The sequence below is a fragment of the Paenalcaligenes sp. DL 463 genome, assembly GCF_057475185.1.
Map to the genome: position 1 here is coordinate 979,888 of NZ_JBYBKX010000001.1, position 24,035 is coordinate 1,003,922.

A 24,035-nucleotide genomic window follows, 5' to 3' on the forward strand; every position below is an offset into this window, starting at 1 on the left:
GTTGAATTAAATGTAATTAGGCTGATTCATGCGAACACTTAAGTCCCAATTGATTGGTGTGCTGTTAACCGTTTTTGGTACGGTAGCAAATGCGGGGGTTTGTGAGGCGCCGTTTATGCACGATGACGGTTATTTGAAGCTGAACGGAAGTGGTTTACTTAGGGTTCAGGCTGAGATGGCGCTGTCACAAGTCCAAGTCAAGAACGCTAATGAATGCGAGGCCTTCGTTACTGGAAACGCGTCTTTTGGTTTGGCAGGCTTGCCGGCGGGAAATACGACGCTAAACTATTGGATGACTGTTAAAGATGGCTTCGCACGCTTTGAGCGTGACATCGGCGAGGGCGGGCGTGAGCCGGTTAAAGGCGGGTTCGATTTGAATCTTTTGGGTCTTTTTAATTATGACCAAGCTATTCACGAGCCAGGGCAGCAATTGTCTGAACAACGCTTTAGCGTTCAGTTCGATAAGCGCTCTGAAGAGCCCGTCGCGGTACATACCTCATCGAAAACGGTGGGGAACCCCAAACAGATGTCTACCGCTGCGGGTCAACATCAGTGCTTCCCGGTCCAATACCAGCGTACCATCGCGGCGACTCAAGCGTCATTTAGTGGTTTGGTTATGCCCATTCCTGAAATGACGTCACAGGTAACCGATTGGTATTGTCCCTCGGTGCAAATGGTCATGCGACAAGATAGTATTCAGAACGGAGTACCCTCATATATAGAAGTTCAAGAGCTACGTTAGCGGTTGTTGTAGGCTTCACTAATCGGTAAGTTTTACTTTTGCTTTAAGGAGCGACTAATGGTCACAAAGAAAAAAGTTGAAGAGCTTGAAGATGATGTTATTTCCACCATCAGGACGCGCTTGGATGAGGCAGAAAAACTGTTAGTAGAAGCTGCCTCAGCATCCGGTGATAAAGCCACTGAGCTACGTGAAACAGCGCTGCGTTCGTTGCGCAATACGCGTGAAACGCTGCATGACACACAAGAGGCAGTGGTCGAACGTGGACGCCAAGCAGCAAAAGCTACTGATCATTATGTGCACGATAACCCTTGGCAGGCGATAGGGGTGGCGGGCGTTGTTGGTCTGTTATTTGGCCTTTTGGTTGGCCGTCGATAAGCTCACGTTTTATTAAGAATACAGGTCATTTCATTTCCGAAATGACCTGTATTGATAATGACAAAAAAGGGGTGATATGTCTTTACGGCAATCTGTGGGCGACATTTCTTGTACCTTGCTTTCCATTGTTAAGACGCGTTTAGAGCTCTTTTCCCTAGAGGCTAGTCAGCAAAAAGCCAGTTTGCTTACATTGCTAGGGCTGTTGTTCGGCGCTTTGTTATTTTCTACCTTAACCTTATTGGTTTTGTCGTTATGGGTGGCGCTATTGTTTTGGCCCACCGAGTATCGTTATTGGGCGATCGGTGCTTTGGGTATTATTTATGCCGTCTTGGGCATGGCGATGTTTTGGGCTCTGATTAATCGTCTTAATAAAGGGCCCTATCCGTTCGCCGCGACGATTGCCGAGTTGCAACGAGATATTGATGTGGTGGATCGCTTACGAGCCCCTTCGTCGAATCGCTCTGGAGACGCCTGATGCGCACACGTGAAAAGAGTTTGGACCGAGAGATTCGTATCGAGTTACTTCGGGCTCAAGCTGCGCTAGAGCGCGGCGAGTTATGTCGTCACATGCGCCACTTACGAGACGATATTCGCCCAGGGAACTTGTTTCAGTCACTTTCGGGTGCAAGGCAAGGCTCGACATTCAGCCGCTTAAGTGGGTTGCTTCTTTCCTCTACACAGCGCTATCCAATGCTAATCTCTGTGTTATCGGCCGTTGTAGGGGGCGTAGGAGGGAAGGGAATGAAAGCTGGGGCGTTAGGCCTAATTGGATGGCGTTTGGCAAAGTTGTTTTTGCTACGCTCGGCCCGCAAAACCAATGCGACATCTCGTAGTGGTCGAGTCATTGAGCCGTATCAGTAAACGCTAATTAACCTGAAATGGTTAAACCCATCATGAAAAAAGCCAGCGGCTATCACCGCTGGCTTTTTTTATACGATAAGGTGGCGTCTTACAAACCTAAGGTATCCCACATAGCGTCAACCTTATGTTTGACCTCGTCATCCATTTCGATGACGCGGCCCCATTCTCGAGTGGTTTCTCCTGGCCACTTATTCGTAGCGTCCATGCCCAGCTTTCCACCTAAGCCCGAAACAGGTGAGGCGAAATCTAGGTAGTCGATGGGGGTGTTTTCAACTAACACACTGTCACGCACCGGATCCATTCGCGTGGTCATGGCCCAGATGACTTCTTTCCAGTCTCGGGTATTGACGTCTTCGTCTACGACCACAATAAATTTGGTGTACATGAATTGTCGCAATATGCTCCAAACCCCAAACATCACCCGCTTAGCATGCCCCGCATATTGCTTGCGTATGGAGACGACCGCTAAACGATAACTGCAGCCTTCGGGTGGTAGATAGAAATCGACGATCTCTGGTAATTGGCGCTTTAAGAGTGGCACGAAAACCTCGTTTAATGCAACGCCGAGTACCGCAGGCTCATCAGGCGGTTTGCCGGTGTAGGTGCTGTGATAGATGGGGTTGCGACGCATGGTGATGCGCTCAACCGTAAAGACAGGAAACCAGTCTTGCTCGTTGTAATAACCGGTGTGGTCGCCGTAAGGCCCTTCTAATGCTTGTTCGTAAGCACTAGCCGAAGGTTGCGGAGCCCCGTCAGGCACATGGGGGGGTAAGGCATCAGGGTGATCGGCAGGCAGAATATGCCCTTCGAGTACGATCTCAGCGTACGCTGGTACTGAAAGATCGCTACCTATGGCTTTAGAAAGCTCGGTACGAGACCCACGCAGCAAGCCAGCAAATTGATATTCTGACAAGCTATCCGGAACCGGAGTGACAGCGCCAAGTATGGTTGCAGGATCACAGCCTAACGCCACAGCAATTGGGAAGGGCTGGCCTGGGTTAGCCAAAGCATGATCACGAAAATCAAGTGCCCCACCGCGATGTGATAACCAACGCATGATTAACTTGTTACGCGAGATTTGCTGCTGCCGATAAATACCTAAGTTTTGTCGCTTCGCATTTGGTCCTTTGGTGATGACTAGACCCCACGTCAGTAGGGGGGCGACGTCACCTGGCCAGCAAAGTTGTAAGGGAATGTTGTTGAGGTCAACATCATCTCCTTCAAGTACGATCTCTTGGCATGGCGGGCTTTTTATATTTTTAGGGGCCATGTCCCACAGTGCCGACTTCAGCATCGACACTTTGGAAAACGCATCACGTAAATTGCGAGGTGCTTCGGGTTCGCGTAAGGTAGCCAATAACTCACCGACCTCGCTCAGTGCCGACACGTCGTCGGCTCCCATTCCCCAAGCCACGCGTTTTGGCGTGCCAAATAAGTTGGTTAGCACAGGCATAGAGGCAGGTTTGTTTTGGTGTACAGCGTGCTCAAAAAGTAGGGCAGGCCCTTCGGCTTTTAGGACTCGATCACCAATTTCAGTCAGTTCTAAATGCGTTGAAACTGGGGTTTGGATACGTTTGAGTTCACCGGCTTTTTCAAGCTGTGCGATAAAGTCTCTTAAGTCACGGTATTTCACAACGACTGGATGCTCCGGTTTTTAGTTCTGGGCGTTGGGGGGTAAGATGCCCCTAGTCTAGTTTACAAGGATAACGATATGAACCTAAGTCGGTTCAATCCCATAGTTAGTCGAGGCGTACAGTTTTTACGCTATCGCCTTGAAGAATTCATGCATGTTGCCGCTATTTATTTAGGTATTGCCGTGCTGGTAACCATTGCTGCTGGCTTGGTGGTGCCCTCAATGCGACAGCAAGCGACACAACTTTACACGATTGTAGTGGAAGCGTTGCGACCAGCGGCATTGCAAAATGATAGCTTTTCGCAAATCGGGTGGTTATCGACGACGGTGGACCCCGCCGTTCGCGATCAAGCTAATAATGCAGGCCAGCAAGAAGACGATACCAATGTGCTTGCCTACCAAAGTTTTGCCGATGCGTTGCAAGTTAGCGCTGGCGGCGCGAATATTGCCGGAGTATCACGTGCTCAACAACAAGCCTTACGCAGTTACATTGCACGTAAGTATAAAGTAGCGCATAACGTGACCGGAGCGTTAATTCATACGGCGTTTAAGGTAGGGCGCGAAAAAAACATCGATCCGCAGCTCATTCTAGCAGTGATTGCCATCGAGTCGAGTTACAACCCCTTTGCTGAGAGTCACGCTGGGGCCCAAGGCTTGATGCAAGTGATGACGAGGGTCCACCAAGACAAGCTAGAGCACTATATCGAAGGGGATCTTGCTGTGTTTAGTCCCGAAGCAAATATTCGTGCGGGCACACAAATTTTGTATGACTGTCGACGCAGACGGGGCTCAATTACCGGAGCGCTACGTTGCTATGTGGGAGCAACAGGCCCCGGTGATGGAGGATACGGGGCCCGCGTGTTGGCAGAACGTAGACGTATAGCGCTGGCTTCCGGCATACCGATACGTGATGAGTAAGCGCGCGTACCGTGTCAGGCGGCTAGGCCAGCAGTTTTTTCATTCGCTCTACGGCTTCGTGCAGACGTTCTAGCGACGTCGAATACGAGAAACGAAGCATCTTGTGGGCAAAAGCGGGCCCGAAGTCTAAGCCGGGTACCGCCGCAACGTGGGTTTCGTGTAGTAAGCGCTGCGAGAACGCATCGCTATCTGAGCTATGTTGACTGACATCGGCATAAATATAGAAGGCGCCGTCCGGCTTCACGGGAACGTGCAAACCTAAGTGATCTAAAGCGGGCAGTAAAAAATCACGTCTCGCTTTAAAGGCTAAGCGCCGCTCTTCGTAAATCGCCATCGACTCTGGTTCAAAGCAGGCAAGGGCAGCATGCTGAGCCAACGATGGGGCACAAATTGCTAAGCTTGAGGCTAGACGCTCTATCATCGGCACGATCGATTCTGGTGCGATCATCCAGCCCAAACGCCAACCTGTCATGTGAAAATATTTAGAGAAACTATTAATAACGATAATGTCGTCGTCAATTACTAGCGCACTTTCAGGGCGTGCCTCATAGTAAAGACCGAGGTAGATTTCATCCATAATAATGAATCCACCGCGAGCTTTTACGGCTTCAATTAACGCCTGTAGCTCTGCCTTGGCGATTGTGGTTCCAGTGGGGTTACTCGGTGATGCAATCAGTACCCCGCGAGTGCTAGGTCCCCAGTTTGCTTCGATGTCTTGCGCACTGAGTTGAAAGCGGTGTTCGGCGCTTGTTGGGATAAGTTTGGTGATACCCCCCGCTGACAAAATAAAATTTTGATTAGCAGGGTATGAGGGGTCAGGCATGAGGACTTCGTCGCCTGGATTAATCAGAGTCAAACAAGCTAAGCTTAAGGCTCCCGATGCGCCGGCTGTTACCACGATGCGTTCGGGGGATACCGTCGCCCCAAAATGCTCTGCGTAATAGCGGCTAATGGCTTCTCGTAATGGGGCAATGCCTACGGGCGGCGTATATTGACTATTGCCGGCAGCACTGGCTTGGTTAAGCGCTTCGACAACAGCAGGGGGCGCAGTGAAGTCTGGCTCGCCAATTCCCAAGCTGATAATATCGTTGCCTTGCGCGATAAGCGCACCGGCCTGTTTAAAAAGTTCTACGGCATGAAAGGGCACAGCTAATTCTGTACGTTGCGCAAGGCGAAGCATATAAAACCAAGTTGTTGAATAAAAGTGTCAGAACGTTAGAAACGGCGGTATGACCATACATATAATGCTAATAAGTTTAAGCATATAGTAGGAAAAAACAATGCACTCTGTCTCTCGCCGTGCTTTTTTTGGCGGTCGTCGCCCTACAACCAGTGTGTGGGAAACGTTTTGCTTGCAGCTTGAGCGTAAAACGGGTGTGTCCTTACATCGTATTTCGGATGAGGCGCAAACTCAACAAGCACGTTTCATCCCTAACACCACAGCGGATCTTCATCACGCTCGCGCGCTATGTGCTGAGTACGGTGTGTGCATGGCGATAGAGGGTCTAGCGCAGTCAAATACTGAGCTTGATCAGCCTGTTTTATGGGTGAATCCGCTCGCTCATTTAAACGCTTTTCAACGGCTTTCACCTGAATCAACCCAATGGTTTGTACAGCCAGGATGTCTAGTGGGTGAACTCGAAGCCGCCGGTCTATCGGCGTTTTCCCAAGTACCTGCTAATCTAAGTGTGGGGGCATGGTTAGCCGATAGGCGTCACCATGATTGGCCTACGGGGCAAACTCATGGTTGTGGCGTGGTACATGCTTCGCTATTGATGGCGGATGGAAGTAGCGCCAGTCTGGGGCCCTTTGGTACGGCGAATACGAAACCGTTGAATTGTGCTTCACTGCGTAAACTCGTTCCACAGCTTTTTATGCTGGTAGGGTCGGCTCCCGCGTTATTATGTTTGAATTCACAACGTTGGCTGGGGCGCTATCGCTTAGACGCATTGCAACCAGCTGGCGGTCAGGAATTAAACTTAGCGCATCTGCTCGTCGGTAGTGGTGGCGACTTGGGGTGGGTAGAGTGGGTGGTTATTGACGAAACACGCCTTAGCCAACGCTTACCTCCTCTACAACAGGCGCCGCTTTTAAGCGACGATCCGAATTTAACAGTGCCAGCGTCAGAGCTTGATGCGGCCGTAAAAAATTATTTTGATCCTCAAGGTGTGTTTCCGCACCCAGGTCAAGCTTTTTAATGTCGTGCTTTATGCTTGGCCGAGACGATGCTGCTGTGCAGCATGTTTTATTTTGGCTGCAACGGCTAGAATGTTTGTCTTTAAAGCACGATTTCTACTCGGTATTTCTACTCTAGGCGGTTGAAGATCATGGATGAAAACCTTCGCAAGGCGGCACTTGAATATCACGAACAAGGTCGACCCGGCAAATTAGCAGTTACACCAACGAAGCAGCTTTCTAACCAGCGCGATTTGGCGTTGGCTTATTCGCCCGGCGTTGCCGCCGCTTGCGAGGCGATTGTGGACGACCCTCAGAACGCGTTTCGTTATACCGGACGAGGTAACTTGGTTGGCGTAATCACTAACGGTACAGCGGTGTTAGGGCTAGGAAATATCGGTCCGCTCGCGTCGAAACCGGTGATGGAAGGTAAGGCTGTACTCTTTAAGAATTTTGCAGGTATTGACGTTTTCGATATTGAAATCAACGAAAACGACCCTGATAAGTTGGTTGATATCATTGCAGGGCTAGAGCCAACCTTTGGTGGTATTAACCTTGAAGACATCAAGTCACCCGAGTGTTTTGTCGTAGAGAAAAAACTACGCGAACGCATGAATATTCCCGTTTTTCACGACGATCAGCACGGAACGGCCATTTGCGTTGCCGCTGCTTTTCTTAACGGGCTAGCGGTTGTTGAAAAAGACCTAAAAGAAGTGAAGGTGGTGGTTTCTGGCGCAGGGGCTGCCGCGCTAGCATGTTTGAACCTATTGGTTGACCTTGGCTTGCCCGTTCAAAACGTGTGGCTTACCGACATTGAAGGTTTGGTTTATAACGGTCGCACTGCGTTGATGGACGACACCAAACAACTTTACGCACAAGATACCGATTTGCGTAAGCTTGGCGATGTTATTAACGACGCCGACGTGTTTTTAGGTTTGTCAGCAGGTGGGGTATTGAAGGCTGATATGGTGGCACGTATGGCACCTCGTCCTTTGATTTTGGCATTGGCGAACCCCACACCTGAGATTCTTCCCGAAGAGGCTCATGCTGTGCGAGACGACGTGGTCATGGCCACGGGCCGATCCGATTACCCAAACCAAGTGAATAACGTACTGTGTTTTCCCTATATCTTCCGTGGCGCGCTTGATATCGGTGCGACGGCGATTACGCGAAACATGGAAATTGCAGCTGTACACGCCATTTGTCAGCTTGCCCGTGAAGAGCAAGATGAAGTGGTGGCGGCGGCCTACAACTTAGAAGATGTAGAGTTTGGTCCCAAATACTTGATTCCCATGCCCTTCGACTCTCGCCTGATTGTGCGTATCGCACCGGCTGTAGCAAAGGCGGGTATGGAAGATGGCGTAGCAACGCGTCCCATTACTGATTTCGACAGCTATACCGACCAATTGCGCCAGTTCGTGTACCGTTCAGGTGCTTTCATGAAGCCCATCTATAGTCTGGCTAAAGGCTTGGTTAAAGACGGTGCTAAAGCTCGTATCGTGTTTGCTGAAGGCGAAGACGAGCGCGTGTTGCGTGCAGTACAAGTTGTGATTGATGAAAAGCTCGCGCGCCCCATTCTTATTGGCCGTCCTGCGGTATTGCAGCAACGAATCGAGCGATACGGCTTACGTATTCGTCTGGGTGAAGATGTGGATGTCACCAACCCTGAGCAAGATGATCGCTTCCACAAGTACTGGACGAAGTACTGGGAAATGATGTGTCGTGGTGGCATTACTAAAGAAATGGCTCGTGTTGAAATGCGTCGTCGTTTAACGCTGATCGGGGCGATGATGATCCATTTCGGTGATGCCGATGGCATGATTTGCGGAACCGTAGGGACCTACGCTAACCACTTGCGCTTCATTGACGAGGTCATTGGTAAACAAGCCGGTGCGAAGACCTATAGTGCCATGAACATCTTGCTACTGGGCGAGCGCACCGTGGCGTTGGCTGATACACACGTCAATGACAACCCGAATGCAGAGCAAATTGCGGAAATTACCGTAGCAGCGGCTAAGCGCATGAAGTCGTTGAACATTGAGCCTAAAGCGGCTTTGTTGTCTCGCTCTAACTTCGGTACAGGCAGCTCGTCCTCGGGTGAGAAAATGCGAGAAGCCCTAGCATTGGTTCGCGAACTCGATCCTAACCTAGAGATCGATGGTGAAATGCACGGTGATTGCGCACTGGATGAGAAACTTCGCCAGCGTATTTTGCCAAACACCACCTTAACGGGTTCGGCCAACTTGTTAATTTGTCCGAACGTTGATGCTGGCAATATTGCGTATAACTTGATGAAAACAGATAGCGGCGGCAGTGTGGCTATCGGGCCGTTTTTATTGGGTGTGAATGCGCCGGTTAGCATCATGACATCAAGCTCTTCAGTGCGACGCATTATCAATATGACCGCGCTGACGGTTGTCGATGCGAATACCCACCGAGACTAAGACGTCTGTGCAAGACTCCTCCCCAGTAGGCGTAGTCCTAACTGGGGGTGGAGCACGGGGTGCCTATCAGGTCGGGGTACTGTCTGCAATTAACGACATACTCGATCCTGATCGTGACCCAAACTTTAAAAATCCTTACTCAATTATTTGCGGCAGTTCAGCAGGCTCGTTGAATGCTGCGGGCTTGGCGTGCCATGCCGATAAGCCTCACGAAGGCGTAGACCGCTTGTGTTCGTTCTGGGGAGGGCTGCGTACCAGTATGGTGTTCCATGCCGATACACCCTCGTTGTTACGCACCGGACTACGCTGGTTTGGGACACTGGGTTTTGGCTGGATGATGCCGTCGTTGCGGCGAAATGTACCACATTCACTACTGGATAACTCGCCGCTGCGCGAGTTGCTCACAAATGCACTTGATTTTGAGCGATTAAGTGTTAATCTTCGCGACAAGCATATTAAAGCGTTAGCGGTAACTGCAACAGCTTACACCTCGGGTGAGCACTTAACGTTTTACCAATCTGATACCCAAATTGTGCCCTGGAGGCGTTCTTTACGTAGGGCTATACCTTGTCGTATTGGTGTAGACCATTTGCTCGCTTCCAGTTCTATCCCTTTTGTGTTTCCCGCGCAGGCAATGCTTGTAGGTGGGGGAACCACGTGGTGTGGAGACGGCACAATGCGACAATTGGCGCCGATTAGTCCAGCTATTCATTTGGGCGCAAAAAAAATCGTGATTATAGGTACAGGGTATAACGATGAAACCTATCCTGAAGACCATGAATTTGATCCACCCTATCCATCATTAGCTCAAATGGGAGGTCATGCTTTGTCAAACATATTTTTAGACAGTGTGGCCGTCGATATTGAGCGAATGGAGCGAATTAATAGTTTGCTTGCAGAGTTACCGCCAAATGTATTAAAAAGCCAGTCGCTACGTCCAGTTAGTACATTTTCCATTTCACCTAGCCAGTCTTTAGGTGCGATTGCTGTAAAACATTATCACAGCATTCCTAAGGCGGCGCGTACCTTGTTTCGAGTGTTGGGAGTGTCGGCAAAGTCCGGTCCCACTACTGGCGGAGCATTAATCTCTTATTTATTGTTCGAATCAGGCTTTACACAAGAGCTGATCGAGTTGGGTAGAACAGACACCATGAATCGACTTGAGGAAGTCAAAGCGTTTTTTAAGGAGACGCCGCAATGAGCCAATCCCTGACCTTGCAGGAGCTGTTGCAACGGGGCGGGCAAATCGACGCAACGCCAGCACAGCAACACGATCTTTTTACGGTGGCCGAGGCGGCTGACATCACCGTAGGCGTTGCCGAGTGCGATCGGGCGCGTAATTGTTCGGCCGTACTACGAGCCATTGTGAAGGCCGTTGATTACCCGGATTTTTTCGGTAGTGACCTTGATGCACTGTACGATTGCTTATCCGATACCGTGCTTGACCAAAAAACCGGCTTGTACTTGTGGTTTAACAAGTTACACACAGGCGATCCGGCGTTGACCGATCATGCCGATGCCATCCTTAGTGTGTGTAATGACGTGGCCGATTTTGCCAGCACCAAAGAGCGTATCTTTGCCTATTCGGTGATACACGCAGGTAAACATCCTGACCCTGAGCCCGGCGTGTCGCCCACCCCTTATTCAGGGCACGATAGTAGCGAGTGAGATTAAAGCCAGCCTAATCGTGCGCTGGCAGCAGAGACCAATGCAATGGCTGCGGTTTCTGTGCGTAGAATACGTGAACCGAAACGCATGGCATAAGCCCCAGCTTGCATAGCTTGGGCTTTTTCTTTTTCCGACCATCCCCCTTCAGGACCGATGAGAAAGAGTAAATGCACGTTTTGTGCGTCGCTTAAGTTCGCCAGTGCCGAGTCTAAATCGTGTTCGGCGTCAGGATCACAAAAAATAAGCCGTGTAGTGGGCGTTTGCTCAGCTTCAAGACTTTGTAAAAAATCGGCTAAATTTTGTGGGGGTAGTATGTGGTTAACGCGATTTCTACCGCATTGTTCACACGCTGAATGCGCAACCTTTTGCCAGTGTGCATGACGTTTTTGCAAACGCGATCCAGAAAGTTGAAGCACACTATGACGTGCCGAAATAGGGGCGACAGTGCTTACACCAATTTCTGTGCATTTTTCGACAATCCAGTCCATTTTGTCGCCAGAGGCTAGGCCTTGAACAACGGTGACCTTGCCCTTAAGCTCACGCTCGATATCGTGAAACTCGGTAATCGTTGCCGATACTTTTTTGGCCTGTTGTTGTAAAGATGCTAAAAATTGCCCGCCTTGACCGTTAAATAGCCATACTTTCGCGCCTTCTTTTAAGCGCAAAACGCGCGTCATGTAATGGGCGAGATCGTCGTCAAGCTCAATGGTCGCGCCTGTTTGAAGCGGGGCGTTACAGTAAAAACGTGGCAGATTCATAAACTTAGCGTGGGATGGTGTCAGCAAGAATTACAGCATACTCGACTCTGGGCGGACAGTGCTTTCGGCGCATTGTGCGCTGCGGTGTTAAAATGAGCCGCTTTATAACTTCTGATTGACGATTGGGGGTCCAGCCCCCCTGCGGCTGGCTTTTGCACCCTTCGAGAGCTTCTAATGGATCTTCCTCCTTCCACCGTCTCCCCTATGGCTAACGCAATACGCGCATTAGCCATGGATGCCGTTCAACGTGCTAATTCTGGACATCCAGGTGCCCCAATGGGCATGGCAGAAATTGCCGAAGTGCTTTGGACTAAACACCTTAAACATAACCCTGCTGATCCCACATGGTTGGATCGCGACCGTTTCGTGTTATCGAATGGGCACGGGTCAATGTTAATTTATGCGCTACTGCATTTAACCGGTTACGACTTGCCGATGGAAGAGCTTAAAAACTTCCGTCAGTTGCATTCGCGTACACCCGGCCACCCTGAAGTGGGCTATACCGCAGGTATTGAAACCACGACGGGGCCGTTGGGGCAGGGCTTGGCTAACGCGGTGGGTATGGCGTTATCAGAAGCCATGCTAGCCAAAGAATTTAACCGGCCAGAACAGACTATTGTTGATCATCACACCTATGCTTTTGTGGGTGATGGTTGCTTGATGGAAGGGATATCGCACGAGGCTTGCTCGCTTGCGGGTACCTTAGCGCTCTCTAAGCTTATTGTGTTTTATGACGATAACGGCATCTCTATTGATGGCAAGGTCGATTCGTGGTTTGGTGATAACACGCCTGAGCGCTTCCGCAGCTATGGCTGGAATGTGATTGCCGACGTGGACGGACACAATGTGCAGGCGTTGGATGCGGCGGTGAACCAAGCCAAAGCTAACGCGTTAGCAAATACGGGGCCTACCTTAATTTGTTGTAAAACCGTTATCGGTAAAGGCTCGCCTAAACTGGCAGGTTCAGAGAAGTCACACGGTGCGCCGTTGGGCGCCGATGAAATTCAGGCCACGCGAGAAGCGATAGGCTGGGATCATCCCCCCTTCGAGATTCCCAATAACGTCTACGAATACTGGGATGCGCGTCCCGCAGGGGCTCAGCAGCAAGCGAACTGGCAAGCAACCTTCGATTCGTACCAAGAAGCAGAGCCAGAATTGGCTGCCGAACTCTTGCGTCGCATGCAGGGTGAGTTACCCGACGATTTTGCCGAGCAAGCTCGACAATTTGTTGCCCAAACGAATACGCAAGCTCAAACAGTCGCTACTCGAAAAGCGTCGCAACTGGCGATTGAGGCGTTGGTACACGTGCTACCTGAAATGGTGGGCGGCTCTGCTGACTTAACAGGCTCTAATTTAACCAATTGGCCCGGTGTGGACGCATTGCGAAGCACGGATAAGGGTCTGGCTTTTGGTCGTCATATTAATTACGGCGTGCGCGAGTTCGGAATGGCTGCGGTCATGAACGGTATGGCCTTGCACGGCGGCTATTTGCCATTTGGCGGTACGTTCCTTACGTTCTCAGACTACTCACGTAATGCGATACGCATGGCCGCGCTGATGAAGCAACGCGTTGTGCATGTCTTTACGCATGACTCTATCGGTCTAGGCGAAGATGGTCCTACACACCAATCCATTGAACATGCTTCAAGTTTACGTTTGATTCCTAATCTGCATGTTTGGCGTCCATGCGATACCACAGAAACAGCGGTGGCTTGGGTGCATGCGTTAAGCCGTCCCACCAGCGTGGGAATGAACGTACGTGACGGCGGTCCTAGTGCGCTATTGCTATCTCGTCAAAATCTGCCCTTTGTGCAGCGCGATGAGGAAAGCATCAAGGCTATCGCCCGTGGTGGTTATGTGCTGGCAGATGCAGCGGATGCGAAAGCGATTATTATCGCTACCGGCTCTGAAGTGGCGCTTGCCTTGCAGGCGCAGCAGCTTTTAGCCGATAAAGGGATTGCAGTGCGTGTGGTGTCGATGCCGTGTACCAATGTGTTTGATGAACAAGATGCCGCTTGGCGAGATCAGGTTCTACCAGCACACCTCCCGCGTGTTGCGGTCGAGGCAGGCTCTACAGGCTTATGGCATAAGTATGTGGGTCTGAATGGTGCCGTAATCGGTATTGATACCTACGGCGAATCTGCGCCAGCCGGTGCGCTGTTTGAGCACTTTGGCCTGACTGCCCCCTTGGTCGCCCAAGCCGTTGAACAAGTTTTGTAATTAGGAGATTTACTATGACGATTCGCGTCGCGATTAATGGCTACGGCCGAATTGGGCGGATGACCCTACGAGCTCATTACGAGTACGGGAAAAAGCACAATATTGAAATTGTGGCGATTAATGCTCCGGGTCAGGACGAAGTTGCGCGTCATCTCACACGTTTTGATACCGTACACGGTCGTTTTAATGCGGATGTTGAGCTCGAAGGCACCGATTATTTGATTATTAACGGTGATCGTATTCGTTTGTTGTCAGAACGTGATCCCACTAAATTACCGTGGGCTGACTTAAACGTGGACGTGGTGCTTGATTGCACAGGCCGATTCACCACAAAAGAAGCCGCCAATGCACACCTGCAAGCGGGAGCTAAAAAAGTATTAATTTCTGCTCCTGGTGGTAAAGATGTGGATGCGACGATCGTTTACGGTGTGAACCATGACATTTTGAAATCCACAGATACCGTGGTGTCCAATGCGTCGTGTACAACCAATGGTTTGGCGCCATTAGTGCAGCCATTACATCAAGCGTTTGAAATTGTGAACGGCTTGATGACTACCATTCACGCTTACACAAACGATCAAGTCTTAACTGACGTTGCTCATAAAGACTTGCGCCGTGCTCGCTCAGCCACCATGAGTATGATTCCAACCAAAACAGGGGCTGCTGCCGCTGTGGGTTTGGTGTTGCCCGAATTAAATGGCAAGCTGGATGGTTTCGCCGTGCGTGTGCCCACCATCAACGTTTCAATGGTTGACCTGACGTTTGTAGCAGGCCGACCCACTACCGTTGATGAAGTAAATGGTGTGTTGAAAGCCGCGGCCGAAGGCCCTCTGAAAGGCATTTTGGCGTATAGCGATGAACCTTTGGTTTCCATCGATTACAACCACACAACGGCCTCAAGCACCGTCGATTCATTATTGACGAAGGTTTCTGGAAGTTTGGTTAAAGTTTCAGCATGGTACGACAACGAATGGGCATTCTCTATTCGTATGTTAGACACGGCTGAGGCCATGATGACAGCTAAATAATCCACATCATGACCTTAACCGTAAAAACATTAACCCAGCTTGCCCAAGAGGGTAAGCTCAAAGGTAAGCGTGTGCTGATACGTTCAGACATGAACGTTCCCTTTGCAGCAGGTTTAATTGCTGAGGATACGCGCATTAAAGCATCGTTGCCAGCAATGCGCATCGCTTTAGACGCCGGTGCAGCCGTGATGGTAATGAGCCATTTAGGTCGCCCTAAAGAGGGCGAGATAATGCCTCGCGATACCCTTACACCTGTTGCCGAGCGCCTCAGCGAAATGCTAAACATGCCGGTCCCTCTACAACGCAACTGGGTAGATGGCGGGGTGGAAATTGAGCCCGGTCAGCTGATATTGCTTGAAAACTGCCGTTGTAATGTGGGCGAGAAGGCAAACGACGAGGCGCTGTCTAGAAAGATGGCGGCGCTTTGTGACGTTTACGTCAATGACGCTTTCGGTGCCGCACACCGCGCACAAGCCAGCACCGAAGGCGTTGCTCGTTACGCGCCTGTGGTCTGTGCAGGCCCTTTGCTTGAAGCCGAGCTGAAAGCGTTGGCTCGTACATTAACCGACCCTGCTCGCCCATTAGTGGCGATTGTGGGGGGCTCTAAGGTTTCCACGAAGCTATCGATCTTACGAGCGCTGGCGGGTCGTGTCGATCAACTGATTGTTGGCGGTGGTATTGCTAACACCTTTATGCTTGCCAAGGACTTGCCCATCGGGCAGTCGCTGGCCGAGCCTACACAGATCGACGAAGCGAAAGCAGTGATCAACATCATGAAAGAGCGAGGGGCAGAAGTGCCTATTCCCTCTGATGTGGTCTGTGCCAAAAGCTTTTCCACGGATGCGCAAGCCACCATCAAATCGGTTAATGATGTTGAAGACGATGATCTAATTTTAGATATCGGGCCAGACAGTGCGCACGAACTAGCTGCCATTCTTCGTGAGGCAGGTACGATTGTTTGGAATGGTCCTGTTGGCGTTTTTGAGTTTCCTGCTTTCTCAGAGGGCACTCGTATCGTTGCCAATGCCATTGCAGATTCATCCGCCTTCTCTATCGCGGGTGGCGGTGACACCTTAGCGGCTATCTCTACGTTTAAGATTGCCGATAAAATCGGCTATATCTCGACGGGAGGTGGCGCCTTCTTAGAGTATTTAGAAGGCAAAAGCTTACCTGCGGTTGCTATTTTAGAGCAGCGAGCCGCCGAGTAAGCCGTGCGGTCGTTGTTGGGGTTGTCTGTTTTACAACACATTAGCACCCGTAGAAATAATGGCTCGATAGCCTTCAAGGGTATCGGGCCATTTTAATGACCAACCACTTTGCTTTAGCGCTTCATTTGAAAAATGCTTTCCCGACGCTGGGGCGTCAGGATTAGTGATGGGGGCCGGCGCTCCGATTAACGTGGCAATCTGTTCGTACAAGGTTGCAATTTCCATTGGGGTGTCATCAGTACCGATATATACCGGCTGAGGGTTGGCGAGCTGTAATAGGTGTGCGCAAGCTGCCACGGCGTCATCAATATGAATGCGATTGGCCCAGTTTCCTGGGGCGGCAGCGACCGTGACCGTGTCTTTCATGAGGCGATGTAAAAACGCGACGCGGGTAGGCCCGTATATGCCGGTTAAGCGCAGAATGACGGCTTTTTTTCCTAAGGCGGTTTGCACGCGATTCTCTGCATCCAATAAAGCTTGGCCATTAAAGTTGGGTGCGAAGGTGGGGCTGGATTCGTTAAGTCGTTCTAAACTGTGGTCATAAACGGCAGTTGACGACACAAATACGAAGCGTTCAAGTGTCTCAAGATCAAGTGCAGCCAGTAAATTGTTCAAACCGGTGTTATAAACCGCATCGTATGCTTCAGGGGATCGCTCGCCGGGGGTTGCGGTGTACAGCACATGAGTGATCGATTTGGGTAAACGAGCCAGACTACGGGGTAAGGTTAAATCGGCTTGCAAGCATTGTAGGGAAGAGTCGGCGGTTTCTGGTGTGCTGCGTCGAAGTGCCCATTGTTGTTTCGCACGATCTTGTAATAGGTTTGCGCACTGAGTCGCTATCTCGCCAGCGCCAGCATAAAGAATGTGCATTGGTTTAGACATGGCTAATCTCCTGTTTGGTAGTAGCTTAGCAAATTTTGTGCTGAAACAGCGGTAGGGCTTTGTCACGCCTTATACTTGAAGAAACGGTAATTTATAAATGGAATCGGTATAGTTATGCTTAGTAATAAACGGTTAACTCGACAACATCCAGACGAGCTATTGGTGGGTTTGATTTCAATCTCGGATCGTGCATCTAAAGGTGAGTACGTAGACGAAGGTATTCCCGAACTAACGAATTGGCTAACCCAAGCGTTAGAGGGGCCTGCACAGTTTGAAACCCGTTTAATCGCTGACGAAGCCGAGTCCATTGCCAAGGCAATTGTTGAGTTGGTTGATGAGTACGGCTGCGACTTGGTATTCACCACAGGGGGGACCGGTCCTGCCAGACGCGATGTCACACCAGAGGCAACATTAAGCGTTGCAACAAAGGAAATGCCTGGGTTTGGCGAGCAAATGCGGCAAATTAGTCTAAAATTCGTACCAACGGCGATTTTGTCCAGACAGGTAGCTGTGATTCGTGAAACGAAGGATCACGCCGCGTTGATTGTTAACTTGCCGGGCCAGCCTAAGGCCATTCGCGAGACGCTTGAAGGTTTACGTGATAAAGACGGCACGGTAGTGGTGGCCGGAGTGTTTGCGGCGATCCCCTATTGCATAGACCTTATTGGTGGCCCTTATATCGAGACACACGAGTCTGTTGTTTCGGCGTTTAGGCCTAAATCCGCGCGTCGCCCTAAAGCCTCTTAAGGTAGACAAGCAAGAATTCGCAATCACCCTTAAAATTAAGGGTGATACAGTTATTTATTTTAGTATTCAGGAGATCTCCCATGGCCCTGGTTTCCATGCGTCAGTTGCTCGATCATGCAGCTGAAAATGGCTACGGCATTCCCGCTTTTAATGTGAATAATCTTGAACAAGTTCAAGCGATTATGGAAGCGGCTGACGAAACCAATAGCCCAGTTATTATGCAGGCTTCGGCGGGCGCCCGAAAATACGCTGGAGAAAGCTTTTTAAAGTTACTCATCCAAGCAGCGGTAGAAACCTATCCCCATATTCCGGTGGTGATGCACCAAGACCACGGTCAGTCTCCTGCGATTTGTCAGGGTGCGATTGATTTGGGCTTTAGCAGCGTCATGATGGACGGCTCGCTTGAGGCCGATGGTAAAACGGTAGCCGATTACGAATACAACGTTGAAGTCACGCGTAGTGTCGTCGAAATGGCCCATAAAGTGGGTGTCACCGTAGAGGGCGAGTTAGGCTGTTTAGGTTCGCTAGAAACCATGCAAGGCGATAAAGAAGACGGCCACGGTTTTGATGGTACGTTAACCATCGACGAGTTACTGACCAGCCCCGAGCAAGCGGTCGATTTTGTACGACGCACTCAGTTGGATGCCTTAGCGATTGCTATTGGTACCAGTCATGGCGCCTATAAATTCACACGCGAACCCACAGGCGATATCTTGTCTATTGAACGCGTGAAAGAAATCCATGCACACCTACCCGATACGCATTTGGTGATGCACGGTAGTTCTAGCGTGCCCCAAGAGCTATTAGCTGAAATTCGCGAGTTCGGTGGCGACATGAAAGAAACCTACGGTGTTCCCGTTTCTGAAATACAAGAAGCCATTAAGTATGGTGTGCGCAAGGTGAATATCGATACCGATATTCGCTTAGCGATGACGGCGGCCATTCGTCGCTTCTTATACACCCATCCCGATAAGTTCGATCCCCGCGACTACCTAAAGCCTGCCCGTGCGGCGGCGAAGGCGATTTGTAAGGCGCGCTACGAACAGTTCGGTACAGCCGGAAACGCGTCTAAAATCAAACCGATAGCGTTAGATGAAATGGCACGACGCTATGCTGCGGGTCAGCTCGCTCAGCGCGTACAGTAGTTTTAGGTTGCAGGCCATCTTCTCAGATGGCCTGTTTAGTTCTAGGCCGAGTTATGGCTTTTTAGTGTGATCCCGTTACTTGACTGCTTAGCGGGATGTTTTTTGCGTTAAGGAATACATCGTGCAGAACGCGCTTTATGAATCCACCCTATCTTCGTTACCACTTTTGGCACGGGGCAAAGTTCGGGATATGTATGCGGTGGGTGATGACAAGCTATTGATCATTGCGTCAGACCGAATTTCGGCTTTCGATGTTATTTTTGATGATCCCATTCCGAGTAAAGGTGCGGTATTGACCGGAATGACAGATTTCTGGTTAAAAAAACTCTCGCATATTATTCCTAACCACTCAACCACCGTTAATCCTATTGATGTTGTAGCGGCTAACGAGCGTCATCTGGTTGAGGGTAGGGCAGTGGTCGTTAAGCGTCTGAAACCCATTATGGTCGAAGCTGTGGCACGAGGCTATTTGATCGGTTCGGGTTGGAAAGACTATCAGCGCACGGGTGCAGTGTGTGGCATACGGTTGCCTGACGGCCTAGAGCAGGCTGGTAAGTTAGACGAGCCTATCTTTACCCCTGCTGCTAAGGCAGAAGTGGGCTTGCATGACGAGAACGTTGATTTCTCTCACGTTATTGCCGAAGTTGGTGAAGGCATGGCTGCTGAGATCCGCGACATCACGTTGCGTCTGTATCGCGAGGCTTCTGATTTTGCGGCGTCGCGAGGCATTATTATCGCTGACACTAAGTTTGAGTTCGGTTTAGATGACGATGGCGTTCTGCACTTAATGGATGAAGTGCTCACGCCCGACTCTTCTCGTTTCTGGGACGCCAATACCTACAAGCCGGGAAGCAGTCCTGCCTCGTTTGATAAGCAATATCTACGTGATTGGTTGGAGACTCAGGGGTGGAATAAAACGCCTCCAGCACCGCGCCTTCCCGACGATGTTATTCAGCATACTGCAGCAAAATACCGAGAAGCGCTTGAGCGTCTAGCTCGCTAATCATGCTGTTCGTTTTTATTGGGTAGGGCTAGCGTAATAGCGCTTAGGCTTTAGGCTAAAATAGTTTTTTGAGTTGTTTATTAAGGTTGAGTCATGAACCAGACAGCAGGCGAGGGACAAGCGTCACACCCAGAAGTGGGAGTGGTAATGGGCTCCTCAAGTGATTGGCCCGTTATGCAGCACGTTATCGCCATTCTTGATGAGTTTGGCATTTCTTACGAAACCTTAGTGGTCTCAGCGCATCGTATGCCGCTGGATATGGTCGAATACGGCAAGAAAGCCTCCACCGACGGTATGAAAGCCATCATCGCAGGCGCAGGCGGTGCGGCCCATTTGCCTGGCATGTTAGCAGCGCTAACAGAGGTTCCTGTATATGGCGTACCCGTTCCGTCGCGTTATTTGCGCGGGGAAGACTCACTTTTGTCTATTGTGCAAATGCCCAAAGGGGTGCCTGTAGCAACGTTTGCAATCGGCGAGGCCGGAGCGGCAAACGCCGCGTTGCATGTGGTGGCAGGTTTAGCGATGCATCGTCCTAATTTGCGTGAAAAATTGATCGAGTTTCGTCAACGGCAAACTCAAATTGCGCGCAATATGGTGGTCCCACCCGTTGAATCTTAATTTTATTTCCAAACTTATTTTTATATTATGAGCAAGGCTTCTAAGACTGCACCGGTGCAACCCGGCGAGTGGTTGGGCATGATAGGTGGTGGGCAATTAGGACGCATGTTCTGCCACTCAGCACAGCAACTAGGCTATAAAGTGGCCGTGTTGGATCCTGATAAGCAAAGTCCCGCTGGAGCCGTTGCTGAGCGTCATCTTTGTGCAGCTTACGACGATGAGCAGGCTTTGGACGAGTTAGCTGCACTCTGTCAGGCGATTACCACTGAATTTGAGAATGTACCGGCAAGCAGTTTGCTACGTTTAGGCGCTCAGCGTCGTGTCGCGCCTTCGGGGGATGCGGTTGCCGTGGTGCAAGATCGCATTACTGAAAAAGCCTTTATTGTGTCTGCTGGCGTTCCGGTCGCGCCGTATGTGGCTATTTTATCCACTACCGATTTGCAGGCGGCACCTGATGCCTTGTTTCCCGGTATTTTGAAAGCTGCTCGTTTCGGTTATGACGGTAAAGGTCAGGCAAGAGTCGCCAATCGTGACGAGGCCTTGCGTGCTTTCTCTGAATTTAAAGGCGTGGCCTGTGTGCTTGAGGCCTTACAACCGCTAAAAGACGAAATTTCGGTGGTTGCTGCCAGAGCCCTAGACGGCGAGATTAACGCTTATGTGCCGTCGCACAACGAGCACCGTGATGGCATCTTGGCGGTGTCGACGGCCGCTACAGATACGAATAATCCCGTTTATCATCAAGCGATCAAGGCAACGGAAATGATCGCTACCGCATTGGCATATCATGGCGTGTTATGCGTTGAGTTTTTTATCTTGCAAGACGGCACACTTATTGCCAATGAAATTGCTCCGCGCCCACATAACAGTGGCCACTTTACGATGGACGCGTGTGTGAGCAGTCAGTTTGAACAGCAAGTTCGTGTGATGACGGCACTGCCCTTAGGCGATACTACGGCTCACACCCCGTCAGTGATGTTAAATCTGTTAGGTGATATTTGGTTTGACGCGCAGGGCGACTACGTAGAGCCCGACTGGAGTGCGGTGCTGTCTGTTTCCGGAGTATGTTTGCATTTATACGGCAAAGCAGAAGCCCGACGTGGTCGAAAAATGGGCCACATCAATATTCTTGATTCAGATCCGGCGCAGCTTCAGCACAAAGTAGCCAAGGTTGCTGCTGTTCTAGGAATCGCTTATGAGCCCCTCAGTGCAGCCCAGTAATTTCACTCTTATTCAGGCTGCTGCCCAAAAGTTGCTTGACGGAGAACTCGTCGCTTTTCCCACCGAGACGGTCTATGGCTTAGGGGCCGATGCTGAGAATGTATCGGCAATCGCTAAGATTTACGCTGCCAAAGGTAGGCCGGCTAACCACCCCGTTATTGTGCACGTGGCGCCGGGCGCTGATCTTTACTATTGGGCTCGTACGGTGCCGGCCGAAGCGTGGCGTTTAATCGAGTGCTTCTGGCCGGGGCCCTTAACCTTAATTTTGCCTAGAGCAAATCATATTCCTGCTGAGGTTGCGGGCGGGCAAGACAGTATAGGCTTGCGCGCGCCTTCGCATCCCGTAGCTCAAGCACTGCTTAGCGAGTTCGCCAAACTAAAAGGCGGAAACGGTGGCGTTGCGGCGCCCTCAGCGAATCGTTTTGGTCGCATTTCCCCTACTCAAGCTGCCCATGTGCATGCCGAGTTTGAAGCCTTAACCAACGATACGTTGACCGTGCTTGACGGCGGACCGGCCGAAGTGGGTATTGAATCAACGATCGTGGATCTGTCGCGTAGCACCGATGCGGGTGAAACGCTGGTGTCGGTGTTGCGGCCAGGACATATTAGCGTGGCGCAATTGGAAAGTGCGCTGGGGCGCTCATTGAACGTGGTGGCAGCAAAGACGGGGCATACCGCAGCACCCCGTGTGTCCGGTTCGTTAAAAGCGCACTACGCGCCAACCACGCCGTTGCATTTACTAGGTCGTGAACAACTATTACAAATAGCGTGCGCAAACACCTCAAAGCGTATCGCGGTGTTGGGGTTTGGCTCTCAACCCGAGGCCATTAGCCTCAATGTGCATTGGGTGCGTTTAAATGATGACCCCGTGCGCTTTGCCCACAGTTTGTATGCCTTATTGCGCGAGCTGGATCAGCAATCGTTTGACGCGCTATACCTACAGCAGCCCCCTGAGGATGAGCTGTGGGCGGCCGTTAGCGATCGCATACGACGTGCAGCAGCGGCGTTTGAGTCACCCTAGTCGGTGACGGTGGGGGCGCCGATGGCGTCTCGCAAAAAGTTCTCGCAGTGCGATATAAGCTGATCAGGTCGCTCAAGATGAGGGGTGTGCCTGACCTTAGGCATTACGCGCAACTCAGCCTGAGTTAGCACGCGTTTGATGCCATAAACTTGCTCTAGCGAGGCGTACTCATCTTCGTCCCCTTGCACGAGAAGTAGGGGGCACTGAATGGAAGCTAGCTCAGATTCGATATTCCAGCCTCTGAAAGCATCGCTTGACCACGCATTGCACCATTTCCAAAAGGTAGAGTCCACGTCGTCGTGATAGCGCATTAAGCGCTCTCTTAGCCCGCGTTTAAGGTACCAGTCTGCACTGGCCGCCACACCAAGCTGAGTGCGCTTTTCGACATTAATGTGCGGGGCTACGGCGATAGCGGCTTTAACGGGGCTGTTCGGCATGGCCGCAAAAAGCAGGGCAATGGTGGCACCATCACTGTGGCCAAATAATAAAGGCCTTTCATGCTCTAGTTGTAAAGCGCGTAAAAAGGCAGGAAGACGCTCTTGGGCTTCGACATGAAGGTAATCGAGTGCAAGTGTTTCGTCTTGCGCTCTTGGCGTGCTTCGACCATAGCCTACGCGTGAATACACCAGTCCCCTACATTGCAATGCAGAAGCCAGCATTTCTGGCCAAGGTCCCCAATGTTGAACTGAACCCAAACCTTCGTGTAAAAAAACAAGCAAGGGGGCGGTTGGGTTGGTACTTCCTACCCATTGATATTCAATACGTAATGATCGCTCTTTTTCGAAAATTTGCGTAAATTGAGAGTTTGCAGGTTTGAGCATGGTGTTCATTGAGATGGAATAATGATTCAATGGTTCTCAGTGTAACGCTTCACATAGCGTCGTAACGGACGAACGTGGCGATAAAAAATAATCTTCAGAGGCTTTTATGAAATTCAATGAGTTTGTGCCGGGTGCAGTGATGAAAGCTGGTCCTGTGCAAATTACCCTTGATGAAATGCTTGAGTTTGCTAAGCGCTATGACCCGCAGGGTTTCCATATTGACGAGAAGGCTGCTCAGGGCACTCACTGGGGAGGTGTGATTGCAAGCGGTTGGTTTACCTGCGCGGTAACCATGCGTATGGCATGTGATGCTGTGTTACACGACTCCGAGTCATTCGGTTCTCCGGGAGTAGAGAAGCTGCGTTGGCTAGCACCGGTTAGAGCAGGAGATAGTCTGCGCCTAGAGGCTACCGTTGATAGCGTACGCACATCAAACTCAAGACCTGATTTAGGTATTGTGCGTTGGACGTGGCGAGTATTTAATCAAAAAGAAACACAAGTCATGGAGCTTGAGGTGGCTAGTCTTTTTGCCTTGTAGTGGATAAGAAGC

24 protein-coding genes are annotated in these 24,035 nt (G+C 50.6%); 19 read left to right on the top strand and 5 right to left on the bottom strand.

Features of this window, described 5'->3' with window-relative positions; translation table 11 throughout:
• Positions 1-28 precede the first annotated feature (28 nt).
• The 4 genes from AC2UZI_RS04535 (at position 29) to AC2UZI_RS04550 (ending at position 1,978) form a co-directional block, all read left to right on the top strand.
• Positions 29-742: a hypothetical protein gene (locus AC2UZI_RS04535; protein ID WP_486942628.1), complete on the top strand. Its 714-nt coding sequence runs from the start codon at positions 29-31 to the stop codon at positions 740-742.
• A gap of 57 nt (positions 743-799) precedes the next feature.
• A complete protein-coding gene (locus AC2UZI_RS04540) occupies positions 800-1,117 on the top strand; it encodes an ElaB/YgaM/YqjD family protein (protein ID WP_486942629.1) in 318 nt (105 codons plus the stop codon).
• Positions 1,118-1,193: 76 nt separating this feature from the next.
• Positions 1,194-1,592, top strand: coding sequence for a phage holin family protein (locus AC2UZI_RS04545; RefSeq protein ID WP_486942630.1), 399 nt, complete (start codon positions 1,194-1,196; stop codon positions 1,590-1,592).
• Positions 1,592-1,978, top strand: a complete 387-nt coding sequence (locus tag AC2UZI_RS04550) for a hypothetical protein (protein WP_486942631.1) — start codon at positions 1,592-1,594, stop codon at positions 1,976-1,978. Before AC2UZI_RS04545 ends, AC2UZI_RS04550 begins: the two co-directional genes overlap by 1 nt.
• 88 nt (positions 1,979-2,066) lie before the next feature.
• On the opposite strand, the gene AC2UZI_RS04555 is transcribed toward AC2UZI_RS04550, so the two are convergent.
• Positions 2,067-3,611, bottom strand: coding sequence for a UbiD family decarboxylase (locus AC2UZI_RS04555; protein WP_486942632.1), 1,545 nt, complete (start codon positions 3,609-3,611; stop codon positions 2,067-2,069).
• 78 nt (positions 3,612-3,689) lie between these two features.
• Between AC2UZI_RS04555 and AC2UZI_RS04560 the strand changes: the two genes are divergently transcribed.
• Positions 3,690-4,529, top strand: coding sequence for a transglycosylase SLT domain-containing protein (locus AC2UZI_RS04560; protein WP_486942633.1), 840 nt, complete (start codon positions 3,690-3,692; stop codon positions 4,527-4,529).
• Between the two features lie 22 nt (positions 4,530-4,551).
• On the opposite strand, the gene AC2UZI_RS04565 is transcribed toward AC2UZI_RS04560, so the two are convergent.
• Positions 4,552-5,709 (bottom strand): pyridoxal phosphate-dependent aminotransferase, encoded by a 1,158-nt coding sequence (locus AC2UZI_RS04565; RefSeq protein WP_486942634.1) that lies wholly within the window; start codon positions 5,707-5,709, stop codon positions 4,552-4,554.
• A gap of 100 nt (positions 5,710-5,809) precedes the next feature.
• Here AC2UZI_RS04565 and AC2UZI_RS04570 point away from each other — a divergent pair, with 100 nt between their 5' ends.
• The 4 genes from AC2UZI_RS04570 (at position 5,810) to AC2UZI_RS04585 (ending at position 10,816) form a co-directional block, all read left to right on the top strand.
• The gene (locus AC2UZI_RS04570; protein ID WP_486942635.1) at positions 5,810-6,727 is read left to right on the top strand and encodes a hypothetical protein; all 918 of its coding nucleotides are present in this window, start codon (positions 5,810-5,812) and stop codon (positions 6,725-6,727) included.
• A gap of 129 nt (positions 6,728-6,856) precedes the next feature.
• Positions 6,857-9,148: an NADP-dependent malic enzyme gene (locus AC2UZI_RS04575; protein ID WP_486942636.1), complete on the top strand. Its 2,292-nt coding sequence runs from the start codon at positions 6,857-6,859 to the stop codon at positions 9,146-9,148.
• A complete protein-coding gene (locus tag AC2UZI_RS04580) occupies positions 9,126-10,349 on the top strand; it encodes a patatin-like phospholipase family protein (protein ID WP_486942637.1) in 1,224 nt (407 codons plus the stop codon). The genes AC2UZI_RS04575 and AC2UZI_RS04580 overlap by 23 nt, the downstream gene beginning before the upstream one ends.
• On the top strand, positions 10,346-10,816 hold the full coding sequence (locus tag AC2UZI_RS04585; protein ID WP_486942638.1) for a barstar family protein: 471 nt from the start codon (positions 10,346-10,348) through the stop codon (positions 10,814-10,816). The genes AC2UZI_RS04580 and AC2UZI_RS04585 overlap by 4 nt, the downstream gene beginning before the upstream one ends.
• A 2-nt stretch (positions 10,817-10,818) precedes the next feature.
• Here AC2UZI_RS04585 and AC2UZI_RS04590 read toward each other — a convergent pair whose 3' ends face one another.
• Positions 10,819-11,574, bottom strand: a complete 756-nt coding sequence (locus tag AC2UZI_RS04590) for a 16S rRNA (uracil(1498)-N(3))-methyltransferase (protein WP_486942639.1) — start codon at positions 11,572-11,574, stop codon at positions 10,819-10,821.
• A gap of 174 nt (positions 11,575-11,748) precedes the next feature.
• Here AC2UZI_RS04590 and tkt point away from each other — a divergent pair, with 174 nt between their 5' ends.
• Genes tkt through AC2UZI_RS04605 form a run of 3 tightly spaced genes read left to right on the top strand, consistent with a single transcriptional unit; the run spans position 11,749 to position 16,030 of the window.
• Positions 11,749-13,794 carry a transketolase gene (gene tkt, locus AC2UZI_RS04595; protein ID WP_486942640.1) on the top strand — a complete coding sequence of 682 codons (2,046 nt, stop codon included), beginning with the start codon at positions 11,749-11,751 and terminating at the stop codon, positions 13,792-13,794.
• Between the two features lie 14 nt (positions 13,795-13,808).
• Positions 13,809-14,822: a type I glyceraldehyde-3-phosphate dehydrogenase gene (gene gap, locus AC2UZI_RS04600; RefSeq protein WP_486942641.1), complete on the top strand. Its 1,014-nt coding sequence runs from the start codon at positions 13,809-13,811 to the stop codon at positions 14,820-14,822.
• 8 nt (positions 14,823-14,830) lie between these two features.
• Positions 14,831-16,030: a phosphoglycerate kinase gene (locus AC2UZI_RS04605; protein ID WP_486942642.1), complete on the top strand. Its 1,200-nt coding sequence runs from the start codon at positions 14,831-14,833 to the stop codon at positions 16,028-16,030.
• Positions 16,031-16,060: 30 nt separating this feature from the next.
• Here AC2UZI_RS04605 and AC2UZI_RS04610 read toward each other — a convergent pair whose 3' ends face one another.
• On the bottom strand, positions 16,061-16,912 hold the full coding sequence (locus tag AC2UZI_RS04610) for an NAD-dependent epimerase/dehydratase family protein (RefSeq protein WP_486942643.1): 852 nt from the start codon (positions 16,910-16,912) through the stop codon (positions 16,061-16,063).
• Between the two features lie 114 nt (positions 16,913-17,026).
• Here AC2UZI_RS04610 and mog point away from each other — a divergent pair, with 114 nt between their 5' ends.
• The 6 genes from mog (at position 17,027) to AC2UZI_RS04640 (ending at position 22,664) form a co-directional block, all read left to right on the top strand.
• Positions 17,027-17,659 (top strand): molybdopterin adenylyltransferase, encoded by a 633-nt coding sequence (gene mog, locus AC2UZI_RS04615; protein ID WP_486942644.1) that lies wholly within the window; start codon positions 17,027-17,029, stop codon positions 17,657-17,659.
• 80 nt (positions 17,660-17,739) lie between these two features.
• Positions 17,740-18,804 (top strand): class II fructose-bisphosphate aldolase, encoded by a 1,065-nt coding sequence (gene fba / locus AC2UZI_RS04620; RefSeq protein WP_486942645.1) that lies wholly within the window; start codon positions 17,740-17,742, stop codon positions 18,802-18,804.
• A 121-nt stretch (positions 18,805-18,925) separates the two neighbouring features.
• Positions 18,926-19,807: a phosphoribosylaminoimidazolesuccinocarboxamide synthase gene (locus AC2UZI_RS04625; protein WP_486942646.1), complete on the top strand. Its 882-nt coding sequence runs from the start codon at positions 18,926-18,928 to the stop codon at positions 19,805-19,807.
• A gap of 93 nt (positions 19,808-19,900) precedes the next feature.
• The gene (gene purE / locus AC2UZI_RS04630) at positions 19,901-20,425 is read left to right on the top strand and encodes a 5-(carboxyamino)imidazole ribonucleotide mutase (protein WP_486942647.1); all 525 of its coding nucleotides are present in this window, start codon (positions 19,901-19,903) and stop codon (positions 20,423-20,425) included.
• 27 nt (positions 20,426-20,452) lie between these two features.
• Entirely contained in the window at positions 20,453-21,643 is a 1,191-nt protein-coding gene (locus tag AC2UZI_RS04635) for a 5-(carboxyamino)imidazole ribonucleotide synthase (RefSeq protein WP_486942648.1), read from the top strand.
• Positions 21,618-22,664 carry an L-threonylcarbamoyladenylate synthase gene (locus AC2UZI_RS04640; RefSeq protein ID WP_486942649.1) on the top strand — a complete coding sequence of 349 codons (1,047 nt, stop codon included), beginning with the start codon at positions 21,618-21,620 and terminating at the stop codon, positions 22,662-22,664. Before AC2UZI_RS04635 ends, AC2UZI_RS04640 begins: the two co-directional genes overlap by 26 nt.
• Here AC2UZI_RS04640 and AC2UZI_RS04645 read toward each other — a convergent pair.
• Positions 22,661-23,485: an alpha/beta fold hydrolase gene (locus AC2UZI_RS04645; RefSeq protein ID WP_486942650.1), complete on the bottom strand. Its 825-nt coding sequence runs from the start codon at positions 23,483-23,485 to the stop codon at positions 22,661-22,663. The two genes, AC2UZI_RS04640 and AC2UZI_RS04645, sit on opposite strands and share 4 nt — an antisense overlap.
• A 106-nt stretch (positions 23,486-23,591) precedes the next feature.
• Here AC2UZI_RS04645 and AC2UZI_RS04650 point away from each other — a divergent pair, with 106 nt between their 5' ends.
• A complete protein-coding gene (locus tag AC2UZI_RS04650) occupies positions 23,592-24,023 on the top strand; it encodes a MaoC family dehydratase (RefSeq protein ID WP_486942651.1) in 432 nt (143 codons plus the stop codon).
• Positions 24,024-24,035 lie beyond the last annotated feature (12 nt).